The following is a 23,537-nucleotide window of genomic DNA, read 5'->3' as shown; positions in this document are numbered from 1 at the left end:
TAACATAAGGAGTTTTACCATGAAGTGCCCAGGACAAGATAGCAGGTTTTGGGGGACAGAAGCAATATTTGAAGCTCCCTGTCCTCAATGTGGAACCATAGTGGAATTTTTTAAAGATGAGCCGTCCAGACGCTGCTCTCGCTGTGGTTTTCGATTTGTCAATCCGAAGATGGATTTTGGATGCGCTGCCTATTGTCGTTTTGCAGAAGAATGTCTTGGAAGCCTTTCGCCTGAGCTTATCGCAAAGCGAGAATCCTTTCTAAAGGATCGAGTCGCAATAGAAGCTAAGAAGCGGTTGGGAAAAAATTTCAGAGCTGTATCACGTGCGATTAAAGCGGCTCGGTATGCAGAAGAAATCTTCAGAGAATACAGGCTTGATAATCCGGCTGTGATTATTGCAGCCTACCTTCATGAATTGCCGGCAGAAATTGGAGGAGAAAGCTCTGGTCCGGAGGAAAGCGCCGAGGAGGCGGGAAAACTTCTGATGAATCTTGGTGCAAGAGAAGATCTCATAAAAGAGGTTGAATCTCTCATACTTAGCCAGAATAAACCCCCGAAAGATCTTTCTTCAACGGAAGCAGCATTCGCCGATGCTGTTGCTATTGCCAGGTTTGAAGAAGAACTCAGACGCCAGCCACATCTTACTCCGCCTGAGCTTTTTACAGACTTGGGAAAAAAGATTGTATCAAAAGTGATTAACCATAATCGCCAATAACAACACCAGAAAGGGGATTAACTATGAAAGTGATGAGAAAAATTATCGAGATAGATGAAGAACGCTGTGACGGGTGTGGACAATGCGCTATAGCTTGCGCTGAAGGAGCTATAGCTATAGTAAATGGCAAAGCAAAACTAATTTCGGAAAGCTATTGCGACGGTTTGGGCGCCTGTATTGGTCAATGTCCTCAGGGAGCCATAACAATAGTTGAACGAGAAGCTGAGGATTTTGACCCTGAGGAAGTCGAAAAACATTTAAAAGTTAAGAAAGCTCTAGAACAAGCTATACAGGAATGTTCAAGCAAAACACTGCCCTGTGGTTGTCCTTCGAGTCATGTTCAGTCTCTGACGTCCTCGATGGTAAAAAATTGGCCTGTGAAGATAAGGCTTGTTTCGCCGAATGCTCCCTTTTTTAATGATCATCGCCTATTTATTGTTGCCGATTGTGCTCCTGCTTCTTGCACTCGGTTTCATGAAAGGTTTCTCGGACCTTTTGGCGGTGGAGTGCTTCTCATTGGTTGTCCTAAGTTTGACGACCTTGGAGAATATAGGCAAAAACTTGCTTCCATCTTGAAGGCTCATCCGTCAATCGAACATATAGAGGTTTTCCGTATGGAGGTTCCTTGCTGTTCGGGACTTACAGGGGTCGTAAGAAAGGCAGTGGAAGATGCCGGTAGAAAAATAGAGGTTAACGAGGTTGTGCTTTCCGCAAAAGGGGTTGTAGTTCAAAGATCCCCTGTTGCAGCCGTGGCTTAAGATTGCGCTTGTGGAGAAGAATAGGGCGGCAGATGTTGGGATATAATGGCTGCTCCCCATTCTTCTACCCACGAAAGATCTTCAACGAAGAAAAGACTTAATTCCAGTCTCCTTAAAAGATGCTGCCAGCAGAAACTAGGAAAACCACAAACGACGATTCGATCACAGGACCACCATGAACTGTTTCGAAATACGGTTTCCAGAGATGGCCATTCAAGGTTCATAACCACCAGAGAGATCTTGGTTGTATCCACTGCTGAAAGACCATCTGAGACAATAAATTGAAGCTTTTCGTGAAGGTTGTTGATAAAGGAGTTTTTTCGAGCTTCTTTTATAGCAAGATGGCTAATGTCGGATGCTATTACTTTGTTCGCCCCTAAGAGTAATGCTCCAAAAGCTAGTATTCCAGAACCGGTTCCCAGATCCATAACCACATCCGGCTTCGACTCTGAAAAGACTTTTTCCATAGCCATAAGACATGCTTTAGTTGAAGGATGGGTCCCGGATCCAAAGGAAATTGATGGGAGAAGTTTTATTGTATTCCCTGTTGTTTCTACTTCTGCCGATGAAGATGAAACTATGAGAAAACTTCCCACTCTAAGCGTGCTAGAAAATTCCTGCCATGAACTGAGCGGGAAGCTAAGTCTCTGGCAATTCTCAATAGATTGCCGTGCTTGAGTCTTAAGCCATAAATTGAAGTATTCATCTGCCGTTTCCGAAAAGAAAAAATAGCACCATTTTCCTTCCCTATACATGCCTTTGTAGGCAGGATGAGAGGGTTCAGGAGGAAACACTTCCCGATCGTTCCACCGACATTCGTATACGGTGATTATAGTTTCTTCTGCCATAGTTATGGTTATCGATGTTTTGAAATCTGGTCTAACTCATTCATTAGCTTTTCGGAAGGCGAATAGAAGTGAACAAGAAACAGGATTGCACCGGTTACAAAGGGGATAAAGTAGTAGAAAACTCGGTATAACATGACGGCTATGAGACTTTTTTCATATTCGACACCGAAATAATAGAACACGCTTACCATAGATCCTTCCATTAAGCCCACTCCGCCTGGTACTATGGATACACTTGAAATGAAAAGGCTGACGCAGAAACCCATAACCAGCACGTCAAAGTTTACGTGAGAATGAACGGCGAGAAAGGCTGTTCTCATGCATTCGAACATTAATACCCAATCAATTATAGCATAAGCAGAGGCTTGAGCAAGCCGACGGCCGTCTGCAACTATTAGACTGACGCTTTCATCAAAGCTTGCAAAGGCTGTCTCCAGTTGATCCTTTTTCTTGGCAAGCCAGGCGATCTTTCTACTAAATAAGTTATAGAGAGCCATGAACCCCTTCCAGGTAGCATGACGAACAGTTTTTGTGGCTATAAAAAGCCCTACCCAGACCAGAGTTATAAAAAGCCCTGCTCCCAAAAAGGCAATTGTCCATTCTACTGATCCTTTTCTTGCCGTTTCTATTGTGTAATGGCTGTAAAACACTACTATGCCAACCACTATGAAGAATTTTGCAATAGCCACAGTGAAAAAGCCGTGGACAATCGATATGGAAAGAGTATGAGGCGGGGGAATGTTTTTTCTCAGCATAAGATAGATCTTTATTGCTAGCCCACTCAAGCCAGCCGCATGAAGAGCATAATTAGCCACCGTAGATATAAGAGAAATGTTGAATATATCCCGAAGTCTGAGGAAGTGACCTGAAGCGACAACAAGGCAGTGAAGCACTCCTGCGATGCAACAATAACTAAGCACAGAGCAGATAAAGGAAATCGTAGCCCATGGTATGCTGAGGTCTCTCAAGTTTTTGTAAATAAGGCTAAAATCAGCTTTGTGGAACATGTACCATATAATTGCGAAACCGACAGCAAGTGATATCCAGAAACGCTTTCTTTTGTAGAAGACCTTCAATAAAGCCTGCTCCTATGTAGCTTTTAACAATGGTTACCGATCCACAATTAGTCTTAACAACACCCGTAACTAGAACTTGCCTTTCGATTCCTCATTTATCCTTAATGAGCCTCTTTCGTCTAGATCTATTTTGCAAATACTTATCCGCTTTTTGAGTTGTGAAAACAATTTTTCTTGGGTTAATTGAGCCTAAAGGAAGAATTTTTAAAAATCCTCAATTTAGATTGACTGATAGTGTGAGACTTTCTTATAATGACCATGTGGTCATAATTATAAAAACACCGGGGAGACCTCTAATGACCAAGCCTAATCGTGACGTATTTGATCGGTTGCCCTTAGAAAAAAAAGAACGCATTATCCAGGTTTCCATTGAAGAGTTTGCCGATCATGGATTTCACCAGGCTAGCATAAATCGTTTAGTAAGTCGTCTTGGGATAGCTAAGGGTTCTATATTTCAATACTTTGGTTCGAAAGAAAAATTTTTCGCATTTATATTCGATTATGCTGTGGAGTTGGCTAAAAATAGACTCAGGGGAGTTCGGGAAAATACGAAAAATCTACCCTTTTTTCAGCGCGTAAAATCCATTCTCTGGGCAGGAATCGATTTCGTAGAACAACATCCCAATATATACCGGCTTTATCTCAAGATGATCTTTCATGAGAATTTTCCTTTGAGAGAGGAGTTGCTTAAAAAAGTTCATCTTTTATCGGCAGATTATCTAAAACCGCTTGTGGATGACGCCATTTCTAGAGGAGAATTGCGTAACGATCTGGACATAGACTTTGTCGTCTTTTTCATCGATTCCATGCTCGATCGCTTTCTACAGGCTTACACTGTCGCCTTTTGGGACGTGGAAGCGGGCATATACAGAGCGCCGCGAGAAGAACTCGCACGTAAAGTCGAACAACTTATATCTATCCTGGAAAAAGGACTCGCTAGCGTCGGCGCCGGAATGTTTAACAAATCCTGTGAAAGTGAAACAGGAGTTTTCTGTGCTAATGAACAGTGAAGACAAAAATTTTTCCCTTAATGTAAAGAGGTATGCCTACAATGGAAAATCTAATTGATGACATCGTTAAAAAGATCGAGTCGGGTGAGAGGTTAAATCGAGACGACGGAATACGACTTTTTTGCCATGCCAATTTGTTAACCCTTGGAACTCTGGCTCATAAAGTAAAAACCGATTTACATGACGATCAAGTGTTTTATGTTGTAAATCGCCATATAAACTATTCCAACGTGTGCCTTAACGGCTGTCGATTTTGCGCCTTCGGAAAACCACCAGGACATCCAGGCGCTTTTGAATTTACAATTGATGAAATACGTCGCAAGCTTGAAGAAGAAACTTCTCCAGTAGTTAAAGAGATTCATATTGTTGGCGGGTGTCATCCATATTTTCCCATGACTTATTACGAAGATATTCTACGTGTTGCCAGAAGCCTTCGGCCGCAAGCTGTTATCAAGGCTTTTACTGCTGTTGAAATCGATCATATAGCCAAACTTGAGAACGCATCAGTAGAAGAGATACTTGATCGATTTCGTAAAGCCGGTCTGGATATGATGCCCGGTGGAGGGGCTGAAATCTTTGCAGATCGTGTGCGGCGGCAAATATGCCCGAATAAAATAAGCGGCGATAGATGGCTTGAAGTCCATCGTCTAGCTCACAAACGAGGCATTAAAACCAATGCCACAATGCTTTTTGGACATATAGAATCGATCGAAGATCGAGTCGATCATATTCTAGATATTCGAAAGCTTCAGGACGAAACTGGCGGTTTTACATGCTTTATTCTACTTCCTTACCAGTCAAAGCTTTCGCCCTTAAAGACTGTTTCTTCCCCGACAGGAGTTGATATATTGAGAACAATAGCCGTGAGCCGTCTCCTATTAGATAATGTGCCTCACATAAAAGCTTACTGGATCATGCTCACCGTAAAACTAGCTCAGCTTGCGCTTTACTTCGGTGCCGACGATCTCGATGGAACCGTTGTTGAAGAAAAAATAGCTCACATGGCAGGAGCTGAATCAGAAGAGTGCCTGACAAGAGAAGAGCTTGAAGAAATCATCCGTTCGGCAGGTTTAGATCCGGTTGAACGCGATGGTTTGTTTCGACATCTCCACAATAATAAAGGCAGAAAATTTTTTGAGTCCTGCTCTAAAAACCGTGTAGCCGAAGAAACAACTCTACCAAAAAATTGCCGACCATGGGTTTCAAAGAGCAATGGAAGCTTAGAAGATATTATTCATAGAGTTGAAAAAGGAGAGCGCATTTTCTCAGATGAGGCCCTGGTGCTTTACAACAAAGCAGATCTTTTTACTCTTGGGAGACTTGCTCACAATATCCGCCTGAATAAACACCCGCATCCTTATGTGACCTACGTAGTGGATCGCAATATAAACTATACCAATGTGTGTGCCTCCGGGTGTAAGTTTTGCGCCTTTTACCGATCTTCCGAAGATCCAGACGCTTACGTTATTACAAAGGAGGAACTCTATCGCAAAATCGAAGAAACTCTAAGCCTTGGAGGGACTCAAATACTTCTTCAGGGAGGTCATAACCCAAATCTATCGCTTTCATTCTACGAAGATATGCTCTCGTTTATTAAAACATCTTTTCCCAAGATTCATATTCACGCCTTTTCTCCACCTGAAATTGTTTTTTTCGCTAACAAAGAGCGGCTCAGTATTTCGGAAGTCATTTCAAGACTTAAAGCATCTGGACTCAATTCTATACCGGGAGGGGGAGCTGAAATTCTGGTTGATGAAGTCCGCCGTGTGGTTTCACCTCGTAAGTGCACTGCTGAAGAGTGGCTTGCAGTTATGGAAGAAGCTCACCGTCAGGGGCTTAGAACCACCGCCACGATGATGTTTGGACATGTGGAGAGGCCAGAACATCGTATTGAACACCTTATTAAGCTTCGTGAGCTTCAGGATAAAACAAGGGGCTTTACGGCGTTTATTCCATGGACTTTTCAGCCCAGGAATACTGCTCTAGAGGGCAAGACCAAACAGGCTATGAGTATTGACTATTTGAGGCTTCTTGCTATCTCCCGTATTATCCTGGATAACTTCGACAACCTTCAGGCTTCCTGGGTCACCATGGGTCCTCATGTGGCTCAAGCGGCTTTGTTCTTTGGTGCAAACGACTTTGGTTCCACCATGATTGAAGAAAATGTGGTTGCAGCGGCTGGAGTAAGATTCAGAATGTCTCTTGAGGAAATGCATCGCATCATCCGAGAAGCTGGCTTTGTTCCCAAGCAAAGGACAATGGCTTATGAGTGGATCGACTGAGAACTTCCTTACCGTAAGAGTTCCATGGGTTCTTGGTAAAGATGGACGATGGATAGAAAATGCTTGCGTTGTGTGGGATTTGTCTCAAGGTGTGGTGGTAGATGTAAATCGTGGAAAAAGTAGCTTCTGCAAAGGAAATGTACTAGATTTCGATGGTAGAGCCATAATACCTGGTTTGGTAAACGCTCATACTCATCTCGAACTTTCCGCCTTATCCGGACTTTATAGAAATATCCCGTCAGGAGATTACATCACCTGGGTTCGTGAGCTTACGCTGCGCCGAAGTGCTTTATCGTGGGAAGAAATCAAAAAGGCTTTTGTTGATGCTGCAGTAGCGTGTGTTGGGAGTGGCACCACAATAGTGGGAGATGTTTCCAACGTGCCTCTGGTAAAAATTTCAAGGAATATTGATTCCAGAACTTTGCCCTGGCGTTATCTTTTTTGGGAATGGATTGGTTTTACGGTAAGTTTAATCAAGCAGGTTTTTGGGACAATGCGCCGCCCGATCTTCGGATATGAAGGAAATTCCTGGGTAGGACAATTCAGCATAGTCTCCCACGCTGTCTATTCTACGTCGGCTTATCTCATAAAAAAAACGAAGGATTGGTGTCGCAGGCGAGGACGAGTTTTCTCTATACATGTAGGGGAAAATGAGGGAGAGCGAAGGCTCATCGAGAAAGGACAGGGACCTTGGAAAGAATTTCTAGAAGAACTTGGCAAGTGGGACGACGAGTGGCAACCACTTGGTGTTTCCCCTATAAGGTATCTAGACAACCTTAGAATTCTTGATGAACAGACTCTTCTAGTTCATTGTGTTCATCTGAGTGAAGACGAATGGGACATAATAAGTAAAAGACGGTGCATGGTCTGTTTGTGTCCAAGAAGCAATCATGAGCTTGGAGTGGGGAATATCTCTCCAGTGGAAATTCTGAAGCGTCGCATTCCGTTTCTTCTTGGAACTGATAGTCTTGCCAGTTCCCCAAGTCTTAATGTTTTTGAAGAAGCAGTGTTTTTACTGGAGCACTTCTCGATTTTTGATCCTCATTTGGTGCTTAAAGCTATGACGGGGGAAGGACATCGATTTTTCATGAAATCTAAGGCGCCATTCGTGGAAGTTGGTTTTAAGGGAAGAGTGCTTGCCGTGAATATATCACCCGGGATTCCCGCTGGTGAACTTTCAGAAGAAGTTATCTACAACGGGCTGAAAGGAGCATTTTCATGGATTCCAGCACAGTAAAGGTAGGGAGAATCGGTTATCTGAATGTCTTGCCTATTTACTATCCTCTGGAGCAGGGAACAATAAAACATGGTCTGTCCTTTGTTTATGGCTCCCCTGCGGAACTTAACGAGTTAATGGCCTGTGGAAAGCTAGATGTGAGTGTGGTTTCATCTGTAGAGTATGCCAGGCATTCTGATCGGTATAGGGTTCTTCCCGATTTAAGCATTTCATGCAGAGGAGCTGTAAAAAGTGTGCTCTTGTTTTCCAAATTTCCTTTGGATGAGCTGGATGGGCGAATTGTTCATCTAACTCCCCAGTCCCACACATCTGTTGCGTTGCTGAAACTTATGCTTTCCAGGGCATATCGAATTCGATGTGTTTTTGCGAGCATGGCAAGGCCGCTTTGGCAGACTCGCCACAAAGAATATCCTGATGCCTATCTTGCCATAGGTGATGAAGCTCTATACTGGGCAAAACGCGGAAATTTCCCTTATACGTGGGATCTCGGAGATTTGTGGTATAAATGGACAGGGCTTCCCTTTGTATTTGCTTTGTGGGTGTGCAGAAAGGATTTAGAATCTGAAAAGGTTGCCAACTCTGTTGAAAGTCTTCTTAAAGCCAAAGCCTGGGGAACCAAACATCTTGATCTTGTGTGTTCACAGGCCGCTCGAACAACTTTTCTGACTAAAAAAGAACTCAAGCTTTACTTCCAACACCTTATCTATGACCTTGGTAGTGACATGCTTGAAGCACTAAACCGCTATTATGGCTTGCTCTACCAGGAAGGGATGCTTGACAATTTGCCTTCCATGACTTTTCCGAAAGGTCTCCCTGAGAAAATGCCTTTTAGCATGGAAAGGAGCCAGTATGAATCTGGGAGGAAAGCTCAGACTTAAGCGCATTCTAAATCCCCGCACAGGTCGTGTCGTGGTTTTTCCGCTGGATCATGGAGTAACTTGTGGGCCGGTGCTAGGGATTGAAGATATGACAAAGTGTCTTCAGTATGGGATCGACGGCGGTGCTGATACTGTGGTTCTTCACAAAGGGATGATGAAACTTCTGGCGAAAACGACAGGTTATCTTCCTGGAGTATTTATGCATCTTTCGGGTAGCACTCAGCTTGGCACAAGCGTCCACCATAAGGTGCTTGTTGGAAGTGTAGAGGAGGCAATCGTCAGAGGAGCCGACGGGGTATCGTGTCATATTAATCTAGGCAACGATTTTGAACCGGATATGCTGAAAGATCTTGGAGTTATTGGTAGTGAATGTGCTCGATGGCAAATGCCTTTATTGGTAATGATTTATGTAAGGGGACGGTATGCACCTGCAGGTTCGGAGCATGACAAGGCTATTGCTCATGCGGTAAGACTTGCAGCAGAACTGGGAGCCGATATAGTGAAGACAGCCATGCCTTCGTCTTTTAAAAATCTCGAGCGGATCACAAAGAGCGTGCCTGTGCCGGTGATAATTGCCGGCGGTAGTAAGGCGGAAGACCCGGTGGCGTTTCTGGAAAGCGTTGAGCGAGCAATAGAAGCGGGAGCAAGTGGTGTGGCTGTGGGGCGGAACGTTTTTCAGCATGAGCATCCTAAGGCATTCCTGCGAGCAATAACTCTTGTTGTTCATGAGGGCGTTACTGTTCGTGAAGCCATTAAAAGGTCTTTTGAGGAGGGATCCAGTGACGAAATATAATGTTGTTGTGGCTGTGACGGGAGCCAGCGGTGCGCCTTATGCTCAAAGGCTTATTAAAGAACTTGTAAAACAGGATGAACTAATACTTACGGTTATGGCGTCTGATGCGGGGTTGTTTGTTTACCACCTTGAAACCGGTGTTTCGCTAAAGGATGATTTACCACCTGGAGTCCGTTTCTACGGTGAGAATGATTTTTTGGCTCCGTTTGCTAGTGGATCAACTCCATTGAAGGCTATGGTTATTGCTCCATGCACGATGGCAACTTTGGGCGCCATCGCCTGGGGAAATGGGAGAAATCTAATCCATCGAACCGCCGATGTATGTCTCAAGGAGAAACGAACTCTTGTCCTGGTTCCTAGGGAAACACCCCTTCACGAAGGACATCTTGAAAATATGCTAAGATGTGCCAGACTAGGGGCCGTTATTCTACCGGCGATGCCAGGTTTTTATCACAAACCATCGTCAATTGATGATCTGGTGAATTTCGTCGTAGCAAGAATTTTAGATCACCTTAAGATCAACCACCGTCTGGTTGGGAATTGGAGTTCTGAGCAATTAGTTGAAGTTTGATCTTGTAAGGACATTCTTGTGTTGTCCTGGATTTCAAGTCGGCTGATTCGTGGGAAGTAAAAGGATAATGGGTAATTACTTTTCTGAATTTCCGAAAAAATAGGCAAAAAATTTTGGAGCATGTTTATATCTTACTCCAAAATTAACTGACTGATTATAACAGCCTTATTCAAAAAAGAGTGTTCTAATTTCGGATAAACTGAAAGTGTTTTGAATTATCAACTATATATTTAGGGACACCTTTCAACATGCTCCTGCCTGTCCAGATAAAGGAGAGTTCTTGATTCCCCTCTTTTTGAATAAGAGTGTTCGAATTTTTTCCATGCAGGGGTGTACTGGCAATAGGCTCACAAGTTGTAGGGGCGACGCATGAATAGCCTTACATTTATCTGGCGAATCACATATTGAGTCTTTTCTTAACTACCTACGTCTAAAAAGGTCTTCCAAGTTGAGTATCATCCCTGCGTTTTCTATGGCTTATATCACTTTGCCATCCCATAAAGGGAGTTTTCAAACACCCTCCCTTTTTGAATTGACTTAATGGTTTATTTTGGTTAGAAATTAAATCAATAAATGTAGGTTCACTGTAAAGTGATGCGTATTATTTACCCTTATTGGAGTGAATGATGCAAGATGCCTGGTATAATCCGGTGATTCAAAAGGCATATCACATACTTTCTATGCTTATGGTTCGAAAGGAAAAAATCTGGGTCTCACTCCTTTATAGATCTTCTCCCTTGTTGTTTTATGCCGGGATTCTAATATCTTTTCTAAATATAATTTTACTTTTATCTTTTGCTGTTCGATTAAGACGATTAGATCCTGTATTAGTTCTATTTATTCTGGTTATTCTTTATGTTCTCCTATTTCTAACCTGGAAAAACTCGATTGATTTTATTGGAAAAGTTCAAGTCTTTCGGAAAAGTCTGTTTATGCCTGACTTACTAAGAACTGCTATTGGATCGGTGATTTTTGGCTTGTGTCTGGTTTCCTTACTGGGAGGGTTAATATGGAGTATTCTGATGGGTAATCCGCCTGTTTTACTTTGTGGAATTATTGCTGCTTTCTTATTCTACCAATGGTCTTCAATTATGATTTATCCCGAAAATATAGAAGTTGAATTTAAGAATGTTAATGTCGAAAACCAATCGCTTATATTTGTTGATTGGCTTATTCTAAAGTTTCTCATCTTTTATCTTTTTTGTATAGAACTCTCAATAGTTGCTGTTTGCTTTACACCTTTAGTTCTTCTCGTGGATCTTATACGACTTTGGAATGCTACGCCTTCCAATGTTTCTTTACTATACACTGTGTCATTGACGCACCAGGGAATATGGGTAGGTGCACTTATATTCCCGCTTGTTGGATATATCCTGCTTCAGGGATGGGTATTTTTGTGGGAAGTGCTTAAGCGAGTTTGGAGTAAAAATAATGAGAAGGAGGAAAGCGATGAGAACTAGTTTAGGAAAATTAACTTTTATGGCGGTTTGCCTTATATGGCTTGCTTCATGTGCTCCACCACCGCCTCCCGTAACGCCTCCTATGCCTACAGCAGAAGATCACTTCAGGAGCGGACTTTCCTACTTTAAAGATGGCTATTTTGACAGTGCTATTTCTGAATTTCAGGCGGCCGTAAGTATGAACCCGAATTATACGGAAGCCTATTACTATCTGGGACAAGCTTATGAAAAGAAGAATATGTTTGACAAAGCAGAAGCCGCCTATCGTGATGCCATTCGAACTAATCCACGACATCTGGGATCACATGAAGCCTTGGGTCTTCTTTTGTTTAAGCTGAATCGTTTTCCGGAAGCAAAACCAGAACTCGAAATGGCTGTAAACCTTGGTTCTGTTTCACCCGAAATTTATGCCAAATTGGGAGAAATTTATCTTGCAGAGCGTCAGTGTCCTAAAGCTAAAGAGATGTTTGAGCGAGCTCTTTCTATAAATTCCAACTTTTACCCTGCTCAGGACGGATTGAAGCGAGCGAAGGCTATTTGCGGTCCGGGTGGCAGACCTCCTAGTGGAACTACTGAACCTGGCGGCGCTGTCAAAAAGCTTAAAACATTCCAGGGAGGTGGTAAGGCTATTAGACCTGAAGAGTTTTAGTCTTTTTGCTTGGATGCAAAATTATAGAGAGGGAAAAAGCAGTGAATCTGCTAATCAGAGTAAATAAGTTGATTTTCTTGGTCGTAATGGTGGTGGGGTTTTCTTCTCTTGCTTGGGTTGGGGGAGTTTCGGCTGATCAAAAAGAGCTTATGGACGAATGGGCAAAACACAAAAAGCAAATTACAGAAAAAATAGTTATGAAACTCAAGCAGGAGGGAAAGCTTCCTCAGTATGGCACGATTGAATTTAATGCTAGAGTTAAGCCCCTGCCATCTGGTGATTTAGATATTGTAATTGATAATGTTAAGGTTTATTCCAGGTCGCCTGATTCAAGCCCCTCTAATTCTGATAAGAACTCAGTTAATATGTCTAAAGTGAGAACTACAGAAGATGATAGAGTGGCTAGGGAATTCCAGGAAATTTTTCGCCCGAGAAACCCTTCTCCCTATTGGACTACGGGCACTATTGATATTTCAGGAGGGGTTGTTTCTTCAGAAAAATTTCGCTTTGAGACACCGAAAAGCGAAAGCCAAGATGCTGGTCAATTGGAAAAGGAAAAGCAACAGATTAGCGGTTCGCCAGGTAAGGTATCCAATTCAGAGGAAAAAGTAGAAACTCCCCCCAGAGAAGAAACGCCTAAGGAGGAAACATCTGGATGGTGGGATAGATTTTGGCAATGGTTATCAGGTAAATCTCAGGGAGGAAAATAACGATGAAAAAATTACTTTTGAAGGGTTTAGTGTTGGTAGTTTTTGGATTTTTCGTATGTTCCACATTGTGGGCTGGTAATCGCCAGCTTATGTCAGAAAAGATGGCAGAACAGGATCTTAAAAGAAATATTGTTGAAATGGTCATCGGCTATAAGGTGAAAAGTGAAGGTCAATTTGGACTTACAGAAGAAGCAGCTTACAGGATCCAGGAAAAGGCTGGAGCCCTAATAAAGGGCATTCACGTGGAAAAAATGATTTACGATAAGGATAAGGATATTGCCTTCTGCACGGGTTACATAGATCTGGGGGATGTTATAAACGTAGCAGGAGAGCGGATGTCTTTTAAGAATGTGAGAGTTCATGCTTATGGATTTGGGACAATGACGCCTGAGTCAAAACCTCCTCTTATGGCTCTTCGTGCTGCTCTTCTTAATGCTTACGACGAAATGGCTGCTAAAATTGTGGGTGAACGTATTATGAGTGTGAGCGAAGCGGAAAACTTTATTCTCACAAAAGACATCAACCGTTCAAAGGTTCTTGCAGCAGTTTATGGAGCTTACATTCCCAATGTTGACATAGATAGCCCAGACAGAGGCTGGGGGTGGGATGAATCTGGTAATGCCTTTGTGAGACTTCAGCTTGATGTGAGAAAAGTTAAAGATATTCTCGGACAGCGAATTAGATACGAAGGACCCAATGTTGTTGAAGTTATAGGTAGAGGTGCTCAAACAGATGAACTTAAAACCTCTCAAGGGGCTACCGGAGGAACGAAAATAGATAGAACCGAGTATCGTTCGTTGCCCGTTCCTACTGGAACGGATAATGAACTTAAAGGCAAGCCAGCGCCGCCGGCTGTGCCGTCATCTCCCCCTACTGTAAGTCCTCTTCCTGAAAAGAAAGAATAAGACTCTATTTATGTGCCCATACTTTTCTGGGGGTGCGGTTTAATTACGTGCCCCCAGTTTAAGGTGGGAAAAGTTGAATACGTTGTGGGAGAGAATGTAATGTTAAAACGCAGTTTAATTTTATTCAGTATACTTGGGATCTGCATATTGATAAATCTATCTGTGGTGCCGTTCGCCGATGATGCCAGTGCGGCAGAATCATCCTTAAAACCTGCAACAATTGTTGTATCTGCTGAAGGGCTTTCTGATCCTAATTTTTACAAAGATAAGACTTTAGCCTACGATGAAGCATTAAGAGATGCTAAGCGACAGGCTATCGAAAAAGCTGTAGGGTGCTATGTTTCTTCACAGACCATTGTAGAAAATTATACTTTGGTTAGAGATCAAGTAATTTCTAAAAGCGAGGGAGCAATTACAAAGATCATCACCATAGTAAATGGTGGTGTTCAACCCGATGGTTTTTACCATGTGTGGATAAAGGCTGAAGTCTTAGCATCACCCATACGTCAGGCTCTTTCGTCTCTTTCTAAGATGGAACGCGTTGCCATAATAAAGGAAAAAGGCAATCCTACTTTTTCTGTAGGATTGTATATAATATCGCCTGATTCTTACGGTGATAAGGTTCCGTGCGATGTGTGCAATAGAGAAATTGCAAATCGGCTGAAAAACTTCGGATATAAAGTTATCTCCGAAGAAGAAGCCTCTAGAGAACAACAGGAAAGAGCTAAGCTCCTAATTGCCCAGGGGCTTACCCGTGAAGCCGCTACTCAAATAGCTAAAAAACCAAGTGATATTTCCATAAACGGGCTTATAAAAATTAAAAAATCTCAAAAGGTAAAATTAGCTAGCGGGCTTGAAGTGCAAACTACTCTGCTTACTGCCTGGTCAATCGAAGCTGTTGATAACCACTCCTCTGAAATTATATTTTCGGAAAATTTTCGTCCCCAGCAAGGGGTTATGTATAACGATGATGATGAAGCTATAATGGATGTTGGTAAAAGAGTAGGTGATGTTTTTAGCCAGGATATCTTTAAAGATTATATTATGCGACCTTCCCACGATGTAATTCTTACTTTTTCAGGTATTCCTGATCGTGAGCTTGCTAAGATGCTTAAGAAAGAGCTCTTAGGAATAAGATCGGTTTTGAACGTAACATTTAGGGAATTTTTGGCTAATGGGGATACTGTTTTTGAAGTAGAATTTGCTGGGCCTAGGGAGCATCTTTCAGACATACTCGAGGGAGTTGTTCTTAAATCGCTTAACGAAAAATACGGCACAAAAACCTTCGTTATTCATGAAGAGCGGGGGGATATAGTAAAAATTAAGGTAGAAAAAGAAAGAGCCCTTTCAAAAGAAAAAATAGATGAAGGAGTGCCAACTCAACTTGTTAATGTAAGCACCGAAAGAGTTAAAGAAGTCATAAAAAGTCCAGAACTAACAGAGAAATATAAAAGCGTTTTGGACTTATAAATTTTTTTGTAGAACGTATCGGGGCTTCTTTTAGGTGAAATAATAGCATGTAAAATGGGAGGTATGCTTATGGTGTTCAGAAGGATTGTTTCTCTAATTGTTGTGGTGGCTTTTATTTCGGTGACGGTTGGATGCGCAACCACACCCGAAGGTCAACAGCAACAACAGGCAGCAGTTACCGGAGGCGCTGTGGGAGCCCTTACTGGTGGATTAATCGGATACATGGTGGGAGGTAAAAAAGGAGCAGCTATTGGTGCTGTGGCTGGTGCGGCTCTTGGAGCTTTGACCGCCTGGGCTATCGAAAAACGAAATCAGGCTATGCGTGAAGCGGCACTTCAAAATAAGCCCATTGTTATTGTTAAAGAAGATCAAACTGAAAAGGTAGTTGCGGAACCCGTAGATCAGGGTAAAATTATAGAAGAACCTGGTGGGAAAAAGGTTAGACCAGTTAGAGTTCGCACATACAAAATTGATCCCAAGACTAAAAAGGAAGAGGTTACTAGCGATACTGTAGAAAAAGTTCCGCTTGAGTGATAGGGTTAATATAAACTAACATGTTTTTAGTCAACTGAGGTCGATATGGTTCGATTTGGTGGGCATAAGATAATTTTCTGGCTGTGTATATCAGTTGGAGTTTTCTTTAGTTTGGTTGTTGCAGGTTATTGTCAAGGGCAATGTCCTGCTGAACTTTTAAATAAAAAAGTCGCTGTGATTTTGGGAAGCGGTTCCCCGGATGTTACTTCTGAAGTTGTGAAGGATGTTGGAGCTTTGCTCGAATCAAAGTTATTGAACTGTGGACTTCAAATTATCGATCAGGCAACGGTGGAGAAAATAATCCCTGAACAGGAAAAACAACTGATTCTTAGAGGTGATACAGTTGGAGCGGTGACCCTTTCTGAAAAACTTGGTGCTGATCTTCTTTTGGCCGGCCAGCTTACCGCTAGAGTTCGCTCTATGGAAGGGCTCCAGACAAATCTTAAGTCAGTTTATGTGACCCTCAGTTTAAAACTCCTTGATGCCAAAACAGGTCAAGCTATTTCGTCAAAGGTATGGTCGGGAAAGAGTGCTGGGTTAGAGCCATCAAGAGCGGTTATTAGTGCCTTGGAAAAGCAGTCTGACAGTCTTATTGGCGAGATTTACCAGGAGTACTGTCAAAAGGGATCATCCCTGATCAGTAAGGAAAGTAAGGAACCATCGGGGAGATCCCTTTCTTCTGAGGAAAAGCAAGAAAAACTCCCATCCATTGAAGGACGTCACGAGCCTTCAGGTCCTTCCCATCCCAAGGAAACACCAGAAGGGGGAACGGCTAAACCTTCATCAAACCTTGAAAATCTATAATAGGGTGATTGGGGTATGAATAGAGTAATTAAGTTATTAGTGAACAGAAGAATAGCCTTGTTATTTGGGTTATTTTTTGCCTGTTTTGCTGCTGTTGGGATTTCCCTGGCTGAACAGGCTCCTTCGCAGTCTTCGTCTGAACCTGTTTTGAAAATTCAGGCGCCTGTTCATACTGCAAGTATTAGAAAAGTAAAATCGGATCCTTTGGGAACCTATCTTGTTACAGCTTCCTATGACCAGACAGTAAAGGTCTGGGATGGTGCTACCGGTGATTTGCGAGCTACGCTTCATCCCCCCATCGGTGAAGGGAACGAAGGAAAAATTTACGCCGTTGCTATGTCTTCCGATGGAAAACAGGTTGCTTGTGGCGGATTTACAGGCAAACAGTGGGATGGGAAGTTTTCTGTTTATGTTTTTGATTGGCATTCTGGGATTATGTTACGCCGTCTTGGCGGTCTTCCTCAGCCGGTGCTGGATCTAGCCTATTCCCCCGATGGTAAATACCTTGCTGTGGGTCTTGCAAAGAATCAAGGCATACGAATCTACAACGCTGAAGATTACAGTATTGTTTTTGAAGACTTCCAGTATGGTGGTTCTGTTTATGGTGTAGATTTTGACCGCCAGGGAAGACTTGTAACAGTTTCTGATGATGGCTTTATACGGCTTTATAGAAAAGACTTTTCACTTATTGCGAAGCAAAAAACACCAGGACGTGGTCCCTTTTCTGTTTCTTTCAATCAGAACGGTTCTCTTATTGCTGTGGGTTATACGGATTCTCCCAAAGTGGATGTTTTTTCGGGGGATAATCTAAAACTGGAATTTTCGCCATCGGTTCAGGGTATATCAAATGGAAACCTGAGTAGTGTTGCCTGGCTAAGCAATGGTAGGCTCTGTGCCGCCGGACGCTGGAGCTTACAAAACGGTATAAATCCTGTTCGGTGCTGGGAAAACGGGGGCAAAGGGGCTTTTAAGGATATTTCTACAGACAGTCGAGATACAATTCTTAGTTTAAGAAGCCTTCCCAATAATCAGCTAGTTTTTGTTTCAGGTGATCCTTCCATAGGAAAAATAGGCAGAGACGACACTATTAAATTTTTCAACCCCCCGGTTACTGCTGACTTTAGAGACAAACAAGAAGAATTTCTCATAAATTCTGATGGTTCTGAAATAGCCTTTGGTTTTTTCTGGTCAGGATCAAATTATAAGGGCCTTTTTTCTATAAACGACCGGTATTTGGAAATTAACCCTAAAAAACTTGATGCGTTTAAGCCTCCGATAACCAAAGGGCTTCCTATTACAAACTGGAAAAATAGCGACAAGCCTCTTTTCAAGAATAAGCCTATAGCCTTAGATCCTAATGAGCGAATTTACTGTATGGCTATAAGCCCGGATATGCAAGGATTTGTGTTGGGAGGCGATTGGTCTCTTAGACTTTTTGATGGAAACGGTTCCCAGAAATGGAAATTCACTACGCCTTCCCCTGTCCGTGCAGTTAACATTTCTCAGGATAGAAGGCTTGTTGTAGCTGCCTACACCGACGGCACTATAAGATGGCACAGGTTAAGAGATGGCGCTTTAGTGCTGAGCCTTTTTATTGTTCCTCACACTGAACAATGGGTGTTGTGGACTCCTTCCGGATATTACGACGCTTCCGCTGGAGCAGAACAATACATTGGATGGCATATTAATCGTGGTCCTAATAAGGAAGCTGATTTCTTCCCTATATCGAGATTCCGATCAACTTATTATCGCCCAGACTTGTCTTTAGCTATACTTAAAACACTGGATGAGCGTGAAGCTCTAAAGTATGCCGAAAAGGAATGGGGAAAGAAAGCCGATAAGGATATCGTTAAACCGTCAGAGATTCTACCTCCTGTTGTTCGTATCTTAAGTCCACCCAAAGATTATAAGACTGATGCAAAAGAAATAAACCTTAAGCTTTCTTTGAAATCTTCGGCTGATGCACCAGTAAAAGCCATAAGGGTAATGATTGACGGAAGACCTGCGAAAATTGAAGAAGGAGAGTGGGCTGCTGGGAAGGAGGTTGTTCAAGAGCTTACACTGCCAATTCCTCCACAGGATTCGCTAATATCTGTAGTCGCTATGAATAAACACGGAGCAAGTGAAGCGTCTATAGTTAGAGTGCGATACGGAACCCCTGAGGAGACTCTAGTTGCTAAAGCCGATGTTCCTTCTGATACTGAAGCGGTTCAAAAATCTAGGTCATTAGAAACCAAGCCCCCTCTTGAGGAAAAGGCAAAAGAGGACGGTAAATTTATTATTATGCCCAACTTGTATGTGCTGGCGGTTGGAGTTAGCAAATATCAAAAAGAAAACATGCAACTTATTTTCCCGGCAAAGGATGCTATGGATTTTGCTAAAACAATAGAAAGTCAAAAAGGAAGGCTATATAAGGATGTTATTACGAAAGTTATTGTGGACGAACAAGCAACCAGGGAAAATATTTTGGATGGATTGGAATGGATAAGGAAAAGTACCAAACCTACAGATGTTGCAATGATATTTCTTGCTGGTCATGGGCTTACTGATAATCTTAACCAGGTTTATTATTTCATGCCAGTTAATGGTGATCCGGAAAGACTAATGGCAACTGGCGTCTCAGCTCACTCAATTCAAGAAACCTTGGCTTCAATAAATGGAAAGGTTATTCTGTTTTTAGACGCCTGTTACTCAGCTAATATTCTAAAAGATAAAAAAACAAGGGGTGTAGGTGTGGGAGTTACAAGCGATGTTTCAGGGGTGGTTAATCAACTTATAAGAGCGGAAAACGGGGTCGTAGTATTTGCTTCTTCTTCTAAAACTCAAAAATCTTTTGAAGCTCCTGAATGGGGTAATGGTGCTTTCACAAAAGCGTTGATTGAAGGTCTTTCGGGAAAGATGCCCACTATTAAGTCAGGTAAGGTTACTGTTGCCATGCTTTATTATCACATAATGGAAACAGTGGCCACATTGACGAATGGAAATCAAACTCCAATTTTTCAAATGCCAGATAATGTCCCGGACTTTCCAATTGTTTTGGTTGATAAAACTTAAATTAAGAGAGAGGGTTATACTTATATGAGGATGTTGAAAACGGTCTCGGAAAAAACTATAAAAATCCGTATCAGACTGACGATTTTAATTTGTTTGTTTGCAATCTTTTTGCTTTGGTCTGATATTGTCTGGGCAGGATGTGATGAGGGTAAACGCCTCTTTATTGAGAGTTTAAATGTAACAAACATTGATGAGCGGATACGTCTTCTAAAAAAAGCGATAGAAGTCTGTCCCGATATGGAAGAAGCATACAACAACCTGGGACTTGCTCTTGAAGAAAAAGGCCTTCTAGATGAAGCCCTTAACGCATATCGTAAAGCTTCGGAATTAAAACCAGACTTTCCTCATCCTCTAGCCGGTGTTGGGGATATTTATAGGAAAAGGCAACAATACGCTGAAGCGATCAAAGCTTATCGGCGGTTTCTCGATCTTGCGAGTTCTAAGGAAGTGCAGAAAAAATATCCTGATGTGACAAATTATGTATCCTTGATTGAAGGAAATCTTAAAGACTGCGAAACTAAACTTAAGCCTCAGGAAAAACAAGCGGAGGAGCCTGGTGATGCTGATGAATCATCCCAGCTTGTAACTGCTCAGGCCATTACAGAAGCCCTTACTAAAAAAACCCGAGGTGTTAGTGCAGCTCCAAGCATTCCTATAAAAATCCATTTTGCTACGAACAGTGCAAACATATCGCCAAAATCACATCGCCAGTTAGAAGAAATTGCTCGAGCTTTGAATGACCCAAACCTTAGAGATTCAAAGATACTCATAGAAGGACACACTGATAACGTTGGAAGTGATGCCTATAACCTTGAACTTTCCATGAAGCGTGCAGAAAGTGTTAAGAAATACCTCGTAGAGCGTTTTAGTATTGACCCAAATCGACTGGAAACGAAAGGCTTTGGATCGTCTAGACCTGTGGCTTCTAATGATACATCCTGGGGACGAGCTCAAAACAGGCGAGTTGAGTTGGTAAACATCGGTTCCATAAAATCCGAAGAGTCTCAGAAGGTTTTTTCTCAAGATAAAGAGACTGTTCAAGCACAGCCTGTCCAAGATGTAGAATCATCCAGGCCAGTGGAAACGGCTTCATCAACATCAGGATCTAAACAGGTAGAGTCAACAAAGCCGGAAAGAGAACCTATAAAGCTTGCAGTGCTTGAACTGGACTTTCTAGAAAGATCGGGACGTCAGGATCCCATGGGGCGCATGATAGCTGAATTCCTTACAACGGCAGCTGTGGATAGTGGTCGTTTTAGTATCGTGGAACGAAGTCTACTTGAAAAGGTTATGAAAGAACTTGAACTTGGTCAGACCGGGATTGTAGAAGAAGGAAAAGCTCGCGAAATAGGTCGTATGGTAGGAGCTGAAGCCATACTTACGGGATCGGTTAGCCGTTTAGGAAACACTATGAGAATCGATGTAAGACTGATTGATGTAGAATCTGGCAAGATTATGGCTGCTGCAAATGAAATTACAGAAGGAGATTTACAAGCACTTTCCAGAGCCTGCAGTTCGCTGGTTAACAAGATCTTGGCCAAACTTAGATGAAGGGTTCTTCTATAAAGCTTTTAACGCTAGGTCAGATCGCTTTTTCCGACTATTTTTACATCGCCCCTCCGCCGGATAACCGCCTTTCTGGAATACTAGAATTGGCTGGAATTCAGGCTCACCTGTGGGTTTTAGAAGAACAACCAGATTGTTACGCTCTTGTTGACGGTTATGTTCGCTGGGAGTGGGCTAAAAATAAGAGTCTTATACATGTTCCTTGCATCGTTTTTCCAATTTCAACCCCCAGAGAAGACCTACTCAGGGCAAGAATACTGATAAAAATTTCAGAAAGACCCCTTAATCTTGAAGAAAAGGCCGTAATTGTAAAAAAACTCTTGCAGTTTTACTCAGTTCGGGAAGTAGAACAGTTATTCTTTCCGATCTTGAGGTTACCTCTTAAGCCTGACTTACACAAACGTCTTACAGCAATTGCTACAGCATCGGAGGATTTTCGACAGGCAATACGCACTGGAATCATTGATGATAAAGTGGCTATAAGACTGTCTCTTTGGGATGAAAGGTCAAAAAGGGAAGTTCTCAGAATGTTTAATCAGATTCAATGTTCAGTAAGTCTTCAGCGGGAAATTCTGGATTATCTTGAAGACATGGCTCGACAGCAAAATATATCACCGGCTGATGTTCTAACATCTTCAGAAATTACGTCTATTATCTTTGACACTACTCTTAATGCCAGACAGAAAACCGAACGTATTAGAAACTTTTTCAAAAATCGCCTTTTTCCACATTTGGCCGCAAGAGAAGCCAGCTTCCGACAGTTTGTCGAATCTCTTAAACTTCCCCAAGGAGTTGTCTTTACACCGCCAGACCAGTTTGAGGGAGACGATTGGGAGGTTAAGATTAGTTTCACCAAGCCTGAAGATTTGATGACTAAATTTAAAGCCATAAGCGAAAAAATCACTCCGGAAGTCCTGAAAATCATGTGCTATGGCGACCGAGAATAACCAGTCTTACGATGAAATTTTTGTAGAAGAGCCGGTCCTTGAAAGTCCCTTATTAAGAGAACTGCATAAGACTCTACCTTCAGCCGATTTTCACGTTATCCCTTCCGAATTAGACTGGAAATATATCACACCCAAAGACCCTTCTAGAACTTTGCTGGTTGTCAGGTTTAAAGGACGGTTTTTGAGATCCTGCCCGGCTACCAGATTCTACCACTGTTGTGGTTACACCATTCTTCATTTTGCTGAAAATTGTTCTCTAAATTGCACCTACTGCATTCTTCAAGCCTACCTGAACCAGCCTTACCTTAAAATATTCGGGAACTTAGATGAAATGTTTGATGAAGTGGGAAAAATTTTAAACCAGCACCGAAATACGTTATTTCGAGTTGGAACTGGGGAGTTTACGGATTCACTTCTTCTCGATCCCTGGATTGGATATTCCGAACAAGTTGTCCCTTTTTTTGCCCGCCAGCCCAATGCCGTGCTGGAACTCAAGACAAAAACCCTTTTCGTTGATCGACTGAAACACCTTGATCATAGTGGACACACCATAGTTAGCTGGTCTTTGAACGCTCCATCCATTTCAATTCACGAGGAAGAAAAAGCCGCTACTCTTGATCAACGCCTTGATGCGGCCCTTAAGTGTTTGGATTGGGGTTATTTTCTTGGTTTTCACTTTGATCCCTTGTTTTTCTTCCCGGGTTGGGAGGACGAATATGATTTCACAGTAAAAAGGCTTTTTGAAAATATTCCCCCGGATCGAATAGTCTATATCAGCCTGGGAGCTTTCAGGTTTATGCCGGAATTGAAAGAGAAAGTTTTAAGCAATAAACCCAGGTGGAGACTCATAAGCGGCGAATTTGTTTCTAGCCCCGATGGGAAAAAGCGGTATTTTGTGGACATTCGAGTAAAACTTTATCGGTTTATGCTGGATCGGATTCGATCTTTTGCTCCAGATGTGTGCGTATATCTTTGCATGGAAAATAGTTCAGTCTGGAAAAGAGTTTTTGGGTTTAGCCCAGATGAAAAAGGTGGACTTCCTGCACTGCTCGACAATGCGGTAAAAAAGACGATGAAAATTGGGACGGACTGTCTTTACTCGGCAGCGTCCCTTTTTTTGAAAAAACCTCAGCCGACTTAGTTTGCATCGATTCAAACCTTTCTTCTAATCCCCTTATTTCAGCTTTAGCTTGTTTTGGGGATTTTAGATTATCAAAAATAATTTGATTATATCATTGACAGGCAACCCGCTTTCTTTTAGAAATCTAAG

The 23,537-nt window shown here is 42.3% G+C and carries 21 protein-coding genes; 19 read left to right on the top strand and 2 right to left on the bottom strand.

The window, feature by feature from the left end:
* The first annotated feature begins 19 nt into the window (after window positions 1-19).
* Together WHS38_09895 and WHS38_09890 are read left to right on the top strand one after the other, a co-directional pair.
* A complete protein-coding gene (locus tag WHS38_09895) occupies window positions 20-715 on the top strand; it encodes a hypothetical protein (GenBank protein MEJ5301287.1) in 696 nt (231 codons plus the stop codon).
* 23 nt (window positions 716-738) lie between these two features.
* Window positions 739-1,473 (top strand): 4Fe-4S binding protein, encoded by a 735-nt coding sequence (locus WHS38_09890; GenBank protein MEJ5301286.1) that lies wholly within the window; start codon window positions 739-741, stop codon window positions 1,471-1,473.
* Here the strand turns inward: WHS38_09890 and WHS38_09885 are convergent.
* Window positions 1,470-2,321 (bottom strand): 50S ribosomal protein L11 methyltransferase, encoded by an 852-nt coding sequence (locus WHS38_09885; GenBank protein ID MEJ5301285.1) that lies wholly within the window; start codon window positions 2,319-2,321, stop codon window positions 1,470-1,472. The two genes, WHS38_09890 and WHS38_09885, sit on opposite strands and share 4 nt — an antisense overlap.
* Before the next feature lie 8 nt (window positions 2,322-2,329).
* Window positions 2,330-3,397: a lysylphosphatidylglycerol synthase transmembrane domain-containing protein gene (locus WHS38_09880; protein MEJ5301284.1), complete on the bottom strand. Its 1,068-nt coding sequence runs from the start codon at window positions 3,395-3,397 to the stop codon at window positions 2,330-2,332.
* Between the two features lie 296 nt (window positions 3,398-3,693).
* Here WHS38_09880 and WHS38_09875 point away from each other — a divergent pair, with 296 nt between their 5' ends.
* The 17 genes from WHS38_09875 (at window position 3,694) to WHS38_09795 (ending at window position 23,408) form a co-directional block, all read left to right on the top strand.
* A complete protein-coding gene (locus WHS38_09875) occupies window positions 3,694-4,407 on the top strand; it encodes a TetR/AcrR family transcriptional regulator (GenBank protein ID MEJ5301283.1) in 714 nt (237 codons plus the stop codon).
* Window positions 4,408-4,448: 41 nt separating this feature from the next.
* A complete protein-coding gene (mqnC, locus tag WHS38_09870) occupies window positions 4,449-6,689 on the top strand; it encodes a cyclic dehypoxanthinyl futalosine synthase (GenBank protein ID MEJ5301282.1) in 2,241 nt (746 codons plus the stop codon).
* Window positions 6,673-7,926 carry an amidohydrolase family protein gene (locus WHS38_09865; GenBank protein MEJ5301281.1) on the top strand — a complete coding sequence of 418 codons (1,254 nt, stop codon included), beginning with the start codon at window positions 6,673-6,675 and terminating at the stop codon, window positions 7,924-7,926. Before mqnC ends, WHS38_09865 begins: the two co-directional genes overlap by 17 nt.
* Window positions 7,908-8,804: a menaquinone biosynthesis protein gene (locus WHS38_09860; protein MEJ5301280.1), complete on the top strand. Its 897-nt coding sequence runs from the start codon at window positions 7,908-7,910 to the stop codon at window positions 8,802-8,804. Before WHS38_09865 ends, WHS38_09860 begins: the two co-directional genes overlap by 19 nt.
* Window positions 8,776-9,597: a 2-amino-3,7-dideoxy-D-threo-hept-6-ulosonate synthase gene (locus WHS38_09855; GenBank protein MEJ5301279.1), complete on the top strand. Its 822-nt coding sequence runs from the start codon at window positions 8,776-8,778 to the stop codon at window positions 9,595-9,597. The genes WHS38_09860 and WHS38_09855 overlap by 29 nt, the downstream gene beginning before the upstream one ends.
* The gene (locus WHS38_09850) at window positions 9,584-10,168 is read left to right on the top strand and encodes a UbiX family flavin prenyltransferase (GenBank protein ID MEJ5301278.1); all 585 of its coding nucleotides are present in this window, start codon (window positions 9,584-9,586) and stop codon (window positions 10,166-10,168) included. The genes WHS38_09855 and WHS38_09850 overlap by 14 nt, the downstream gene beginning before the upstream one ends.
* Before the next feature lie 623 nt (window positions 10,169-10,791).
* Window positions 10,792-11,628: a hypothetical protein gene (locus WHS38_09845; protein ID MEJ5301277.1), complete on the top strand. Its 837-nt coding sequence runs from the start codon at window positions 10,792-10,794 to the stop codon at window positions 11,626-11,628.
* Window positions 11,618-12,277, top strand: coding sequence for a tetratricopeptide repeat protein (locus WHS38_09840; protein ID MEJ5301276.1), 660 nt, complete (start codon window positions 11,618-11,620; stop codon window positions 12,275-12,277). The genes WHS38_09845 and WHS38_09840 overlap by 11 nt, the downstream gene beginning before the upstream one ends.
* A 41-nt stretch (window positions 12,278-12,318) precedes the next feature.
* Window positions 12,319-12,987 carry a hypothetical protein gene (locus WHS38_09835; protein ID MEJ5301275.1) on the top strand — a complete coding sequence of 223 codons (669 nt, stop codon included), beginning with the start codon at window positions 12,319-12,321 and terminating at the stop codon, window positions 12,985-12,987.
* 2 nt (window positions 12,988-12,989) lie between these two features.
* A complete protein-coding gene (locus tag WHS38_09830; protein ID MEJ5301274.1) occupies window positions 12,990-13,892 on the top strand; it encodes a hypothetical protein in 903 nt (300 codons plus the stop codon).
* Window positions 13,893-13,991: 99 nt separating this feature from the next.
* Window positions 13,992-15,362, top strand: coding sequence for a hypothetical protein (locus tag WHS38_09825; GenBank protein ID MEJ5301273.1), 1,371 nt, complete (start codon window positions 13,992-13,994; stop codon window positions 15,360-15,362).
* Between the two features lie 69 nt (window positions 15,363-15,431).
* Window positions 15,432-15,896, top strand: coding sequence for a glycine zipper domain-containing protein (locus WHS38_09820; protein MEJ5301272.1), 465 nt, complete (start codon window positions 15,432-15,434; stop codon window positions 15,894-15,896).
* A gap of 45 nt (window positions 15,897-15,941) precedes the next feature.
* Window positions 15,942-16,700 (top strand): hypothetical protein, encoded by a 759-nt coding sequence (locus WHS38_09815; protein ID MEJ5301271.1) that lies wholly within the window; start codon window positions 15,942-15,944, stop codon window positions 16,698-16,700.
* Between the two features lie 15 nt (window positions 16,701-16,715).
* Window positions 16,716-19,754 (top strand): caspase family protein, encoded by a 3,039-nt coding sequence (locus tag WHS38_09810; protein ID MEJ5301270.1) that lies wholly within the window; start codon window positions 16,716-16,718, stop codon window positions 19,752-19,754.
* Window positions 19,755-19,778: 24 nt separating this feature from the next.
* Entirely contained in the window at window positions 19,779-21,305 is a 1,527-nt protein-coding gene (locus tag WHS38_09805) for a FlgO family outer membrane protein (protein ID MEJ5301269.1), read from the top strand.
* Window positions 21,302-22,267, top strand: a complete 966-nt coding sequence (locus tag WHS38_09800) for a hypothetical protein (protein ID MEJ5301268.1) — start codon at window positions 21,302-21,304, stop codon at window positions 22,265-22,267. Before WHS38_09805 ends, WHS38_09800 begins: the two co-directional genes overlap by 4 nt.
* Window positions 22,251-23,408 carry a spore photoproduct lyase family protein gene (locus tag WHS38_09795; protein MEJ5301267.1) on the top strand — a complete coding sequence of 386 codons (1,158 nt, stop codon included), beginning with the start codon at window positions 22,251-22,253 and terminating at the stop codon, window positions 23,406-23,408. The genes WHS38_09800 and WHS38_09795 overlap by 17 nt, the downstream gene beginning before the upstream one ends.
* The last annotated feature ends 129 nt before the right edge of the window (window positions 23,409-23,537 follow it).

Source organism: Thermodesulforhabdaceae bacterium (assembly GCA_037482015.1).
Lineage (GTDB): Bacteria > Desulfobacterota > Syntrophobacteria > Syntrophobacterales > Thermodesulforhabdaceae > JAOACS01.
This window is presented reverse-complemented; position numbering and strand designations above follow the sequence as displayed.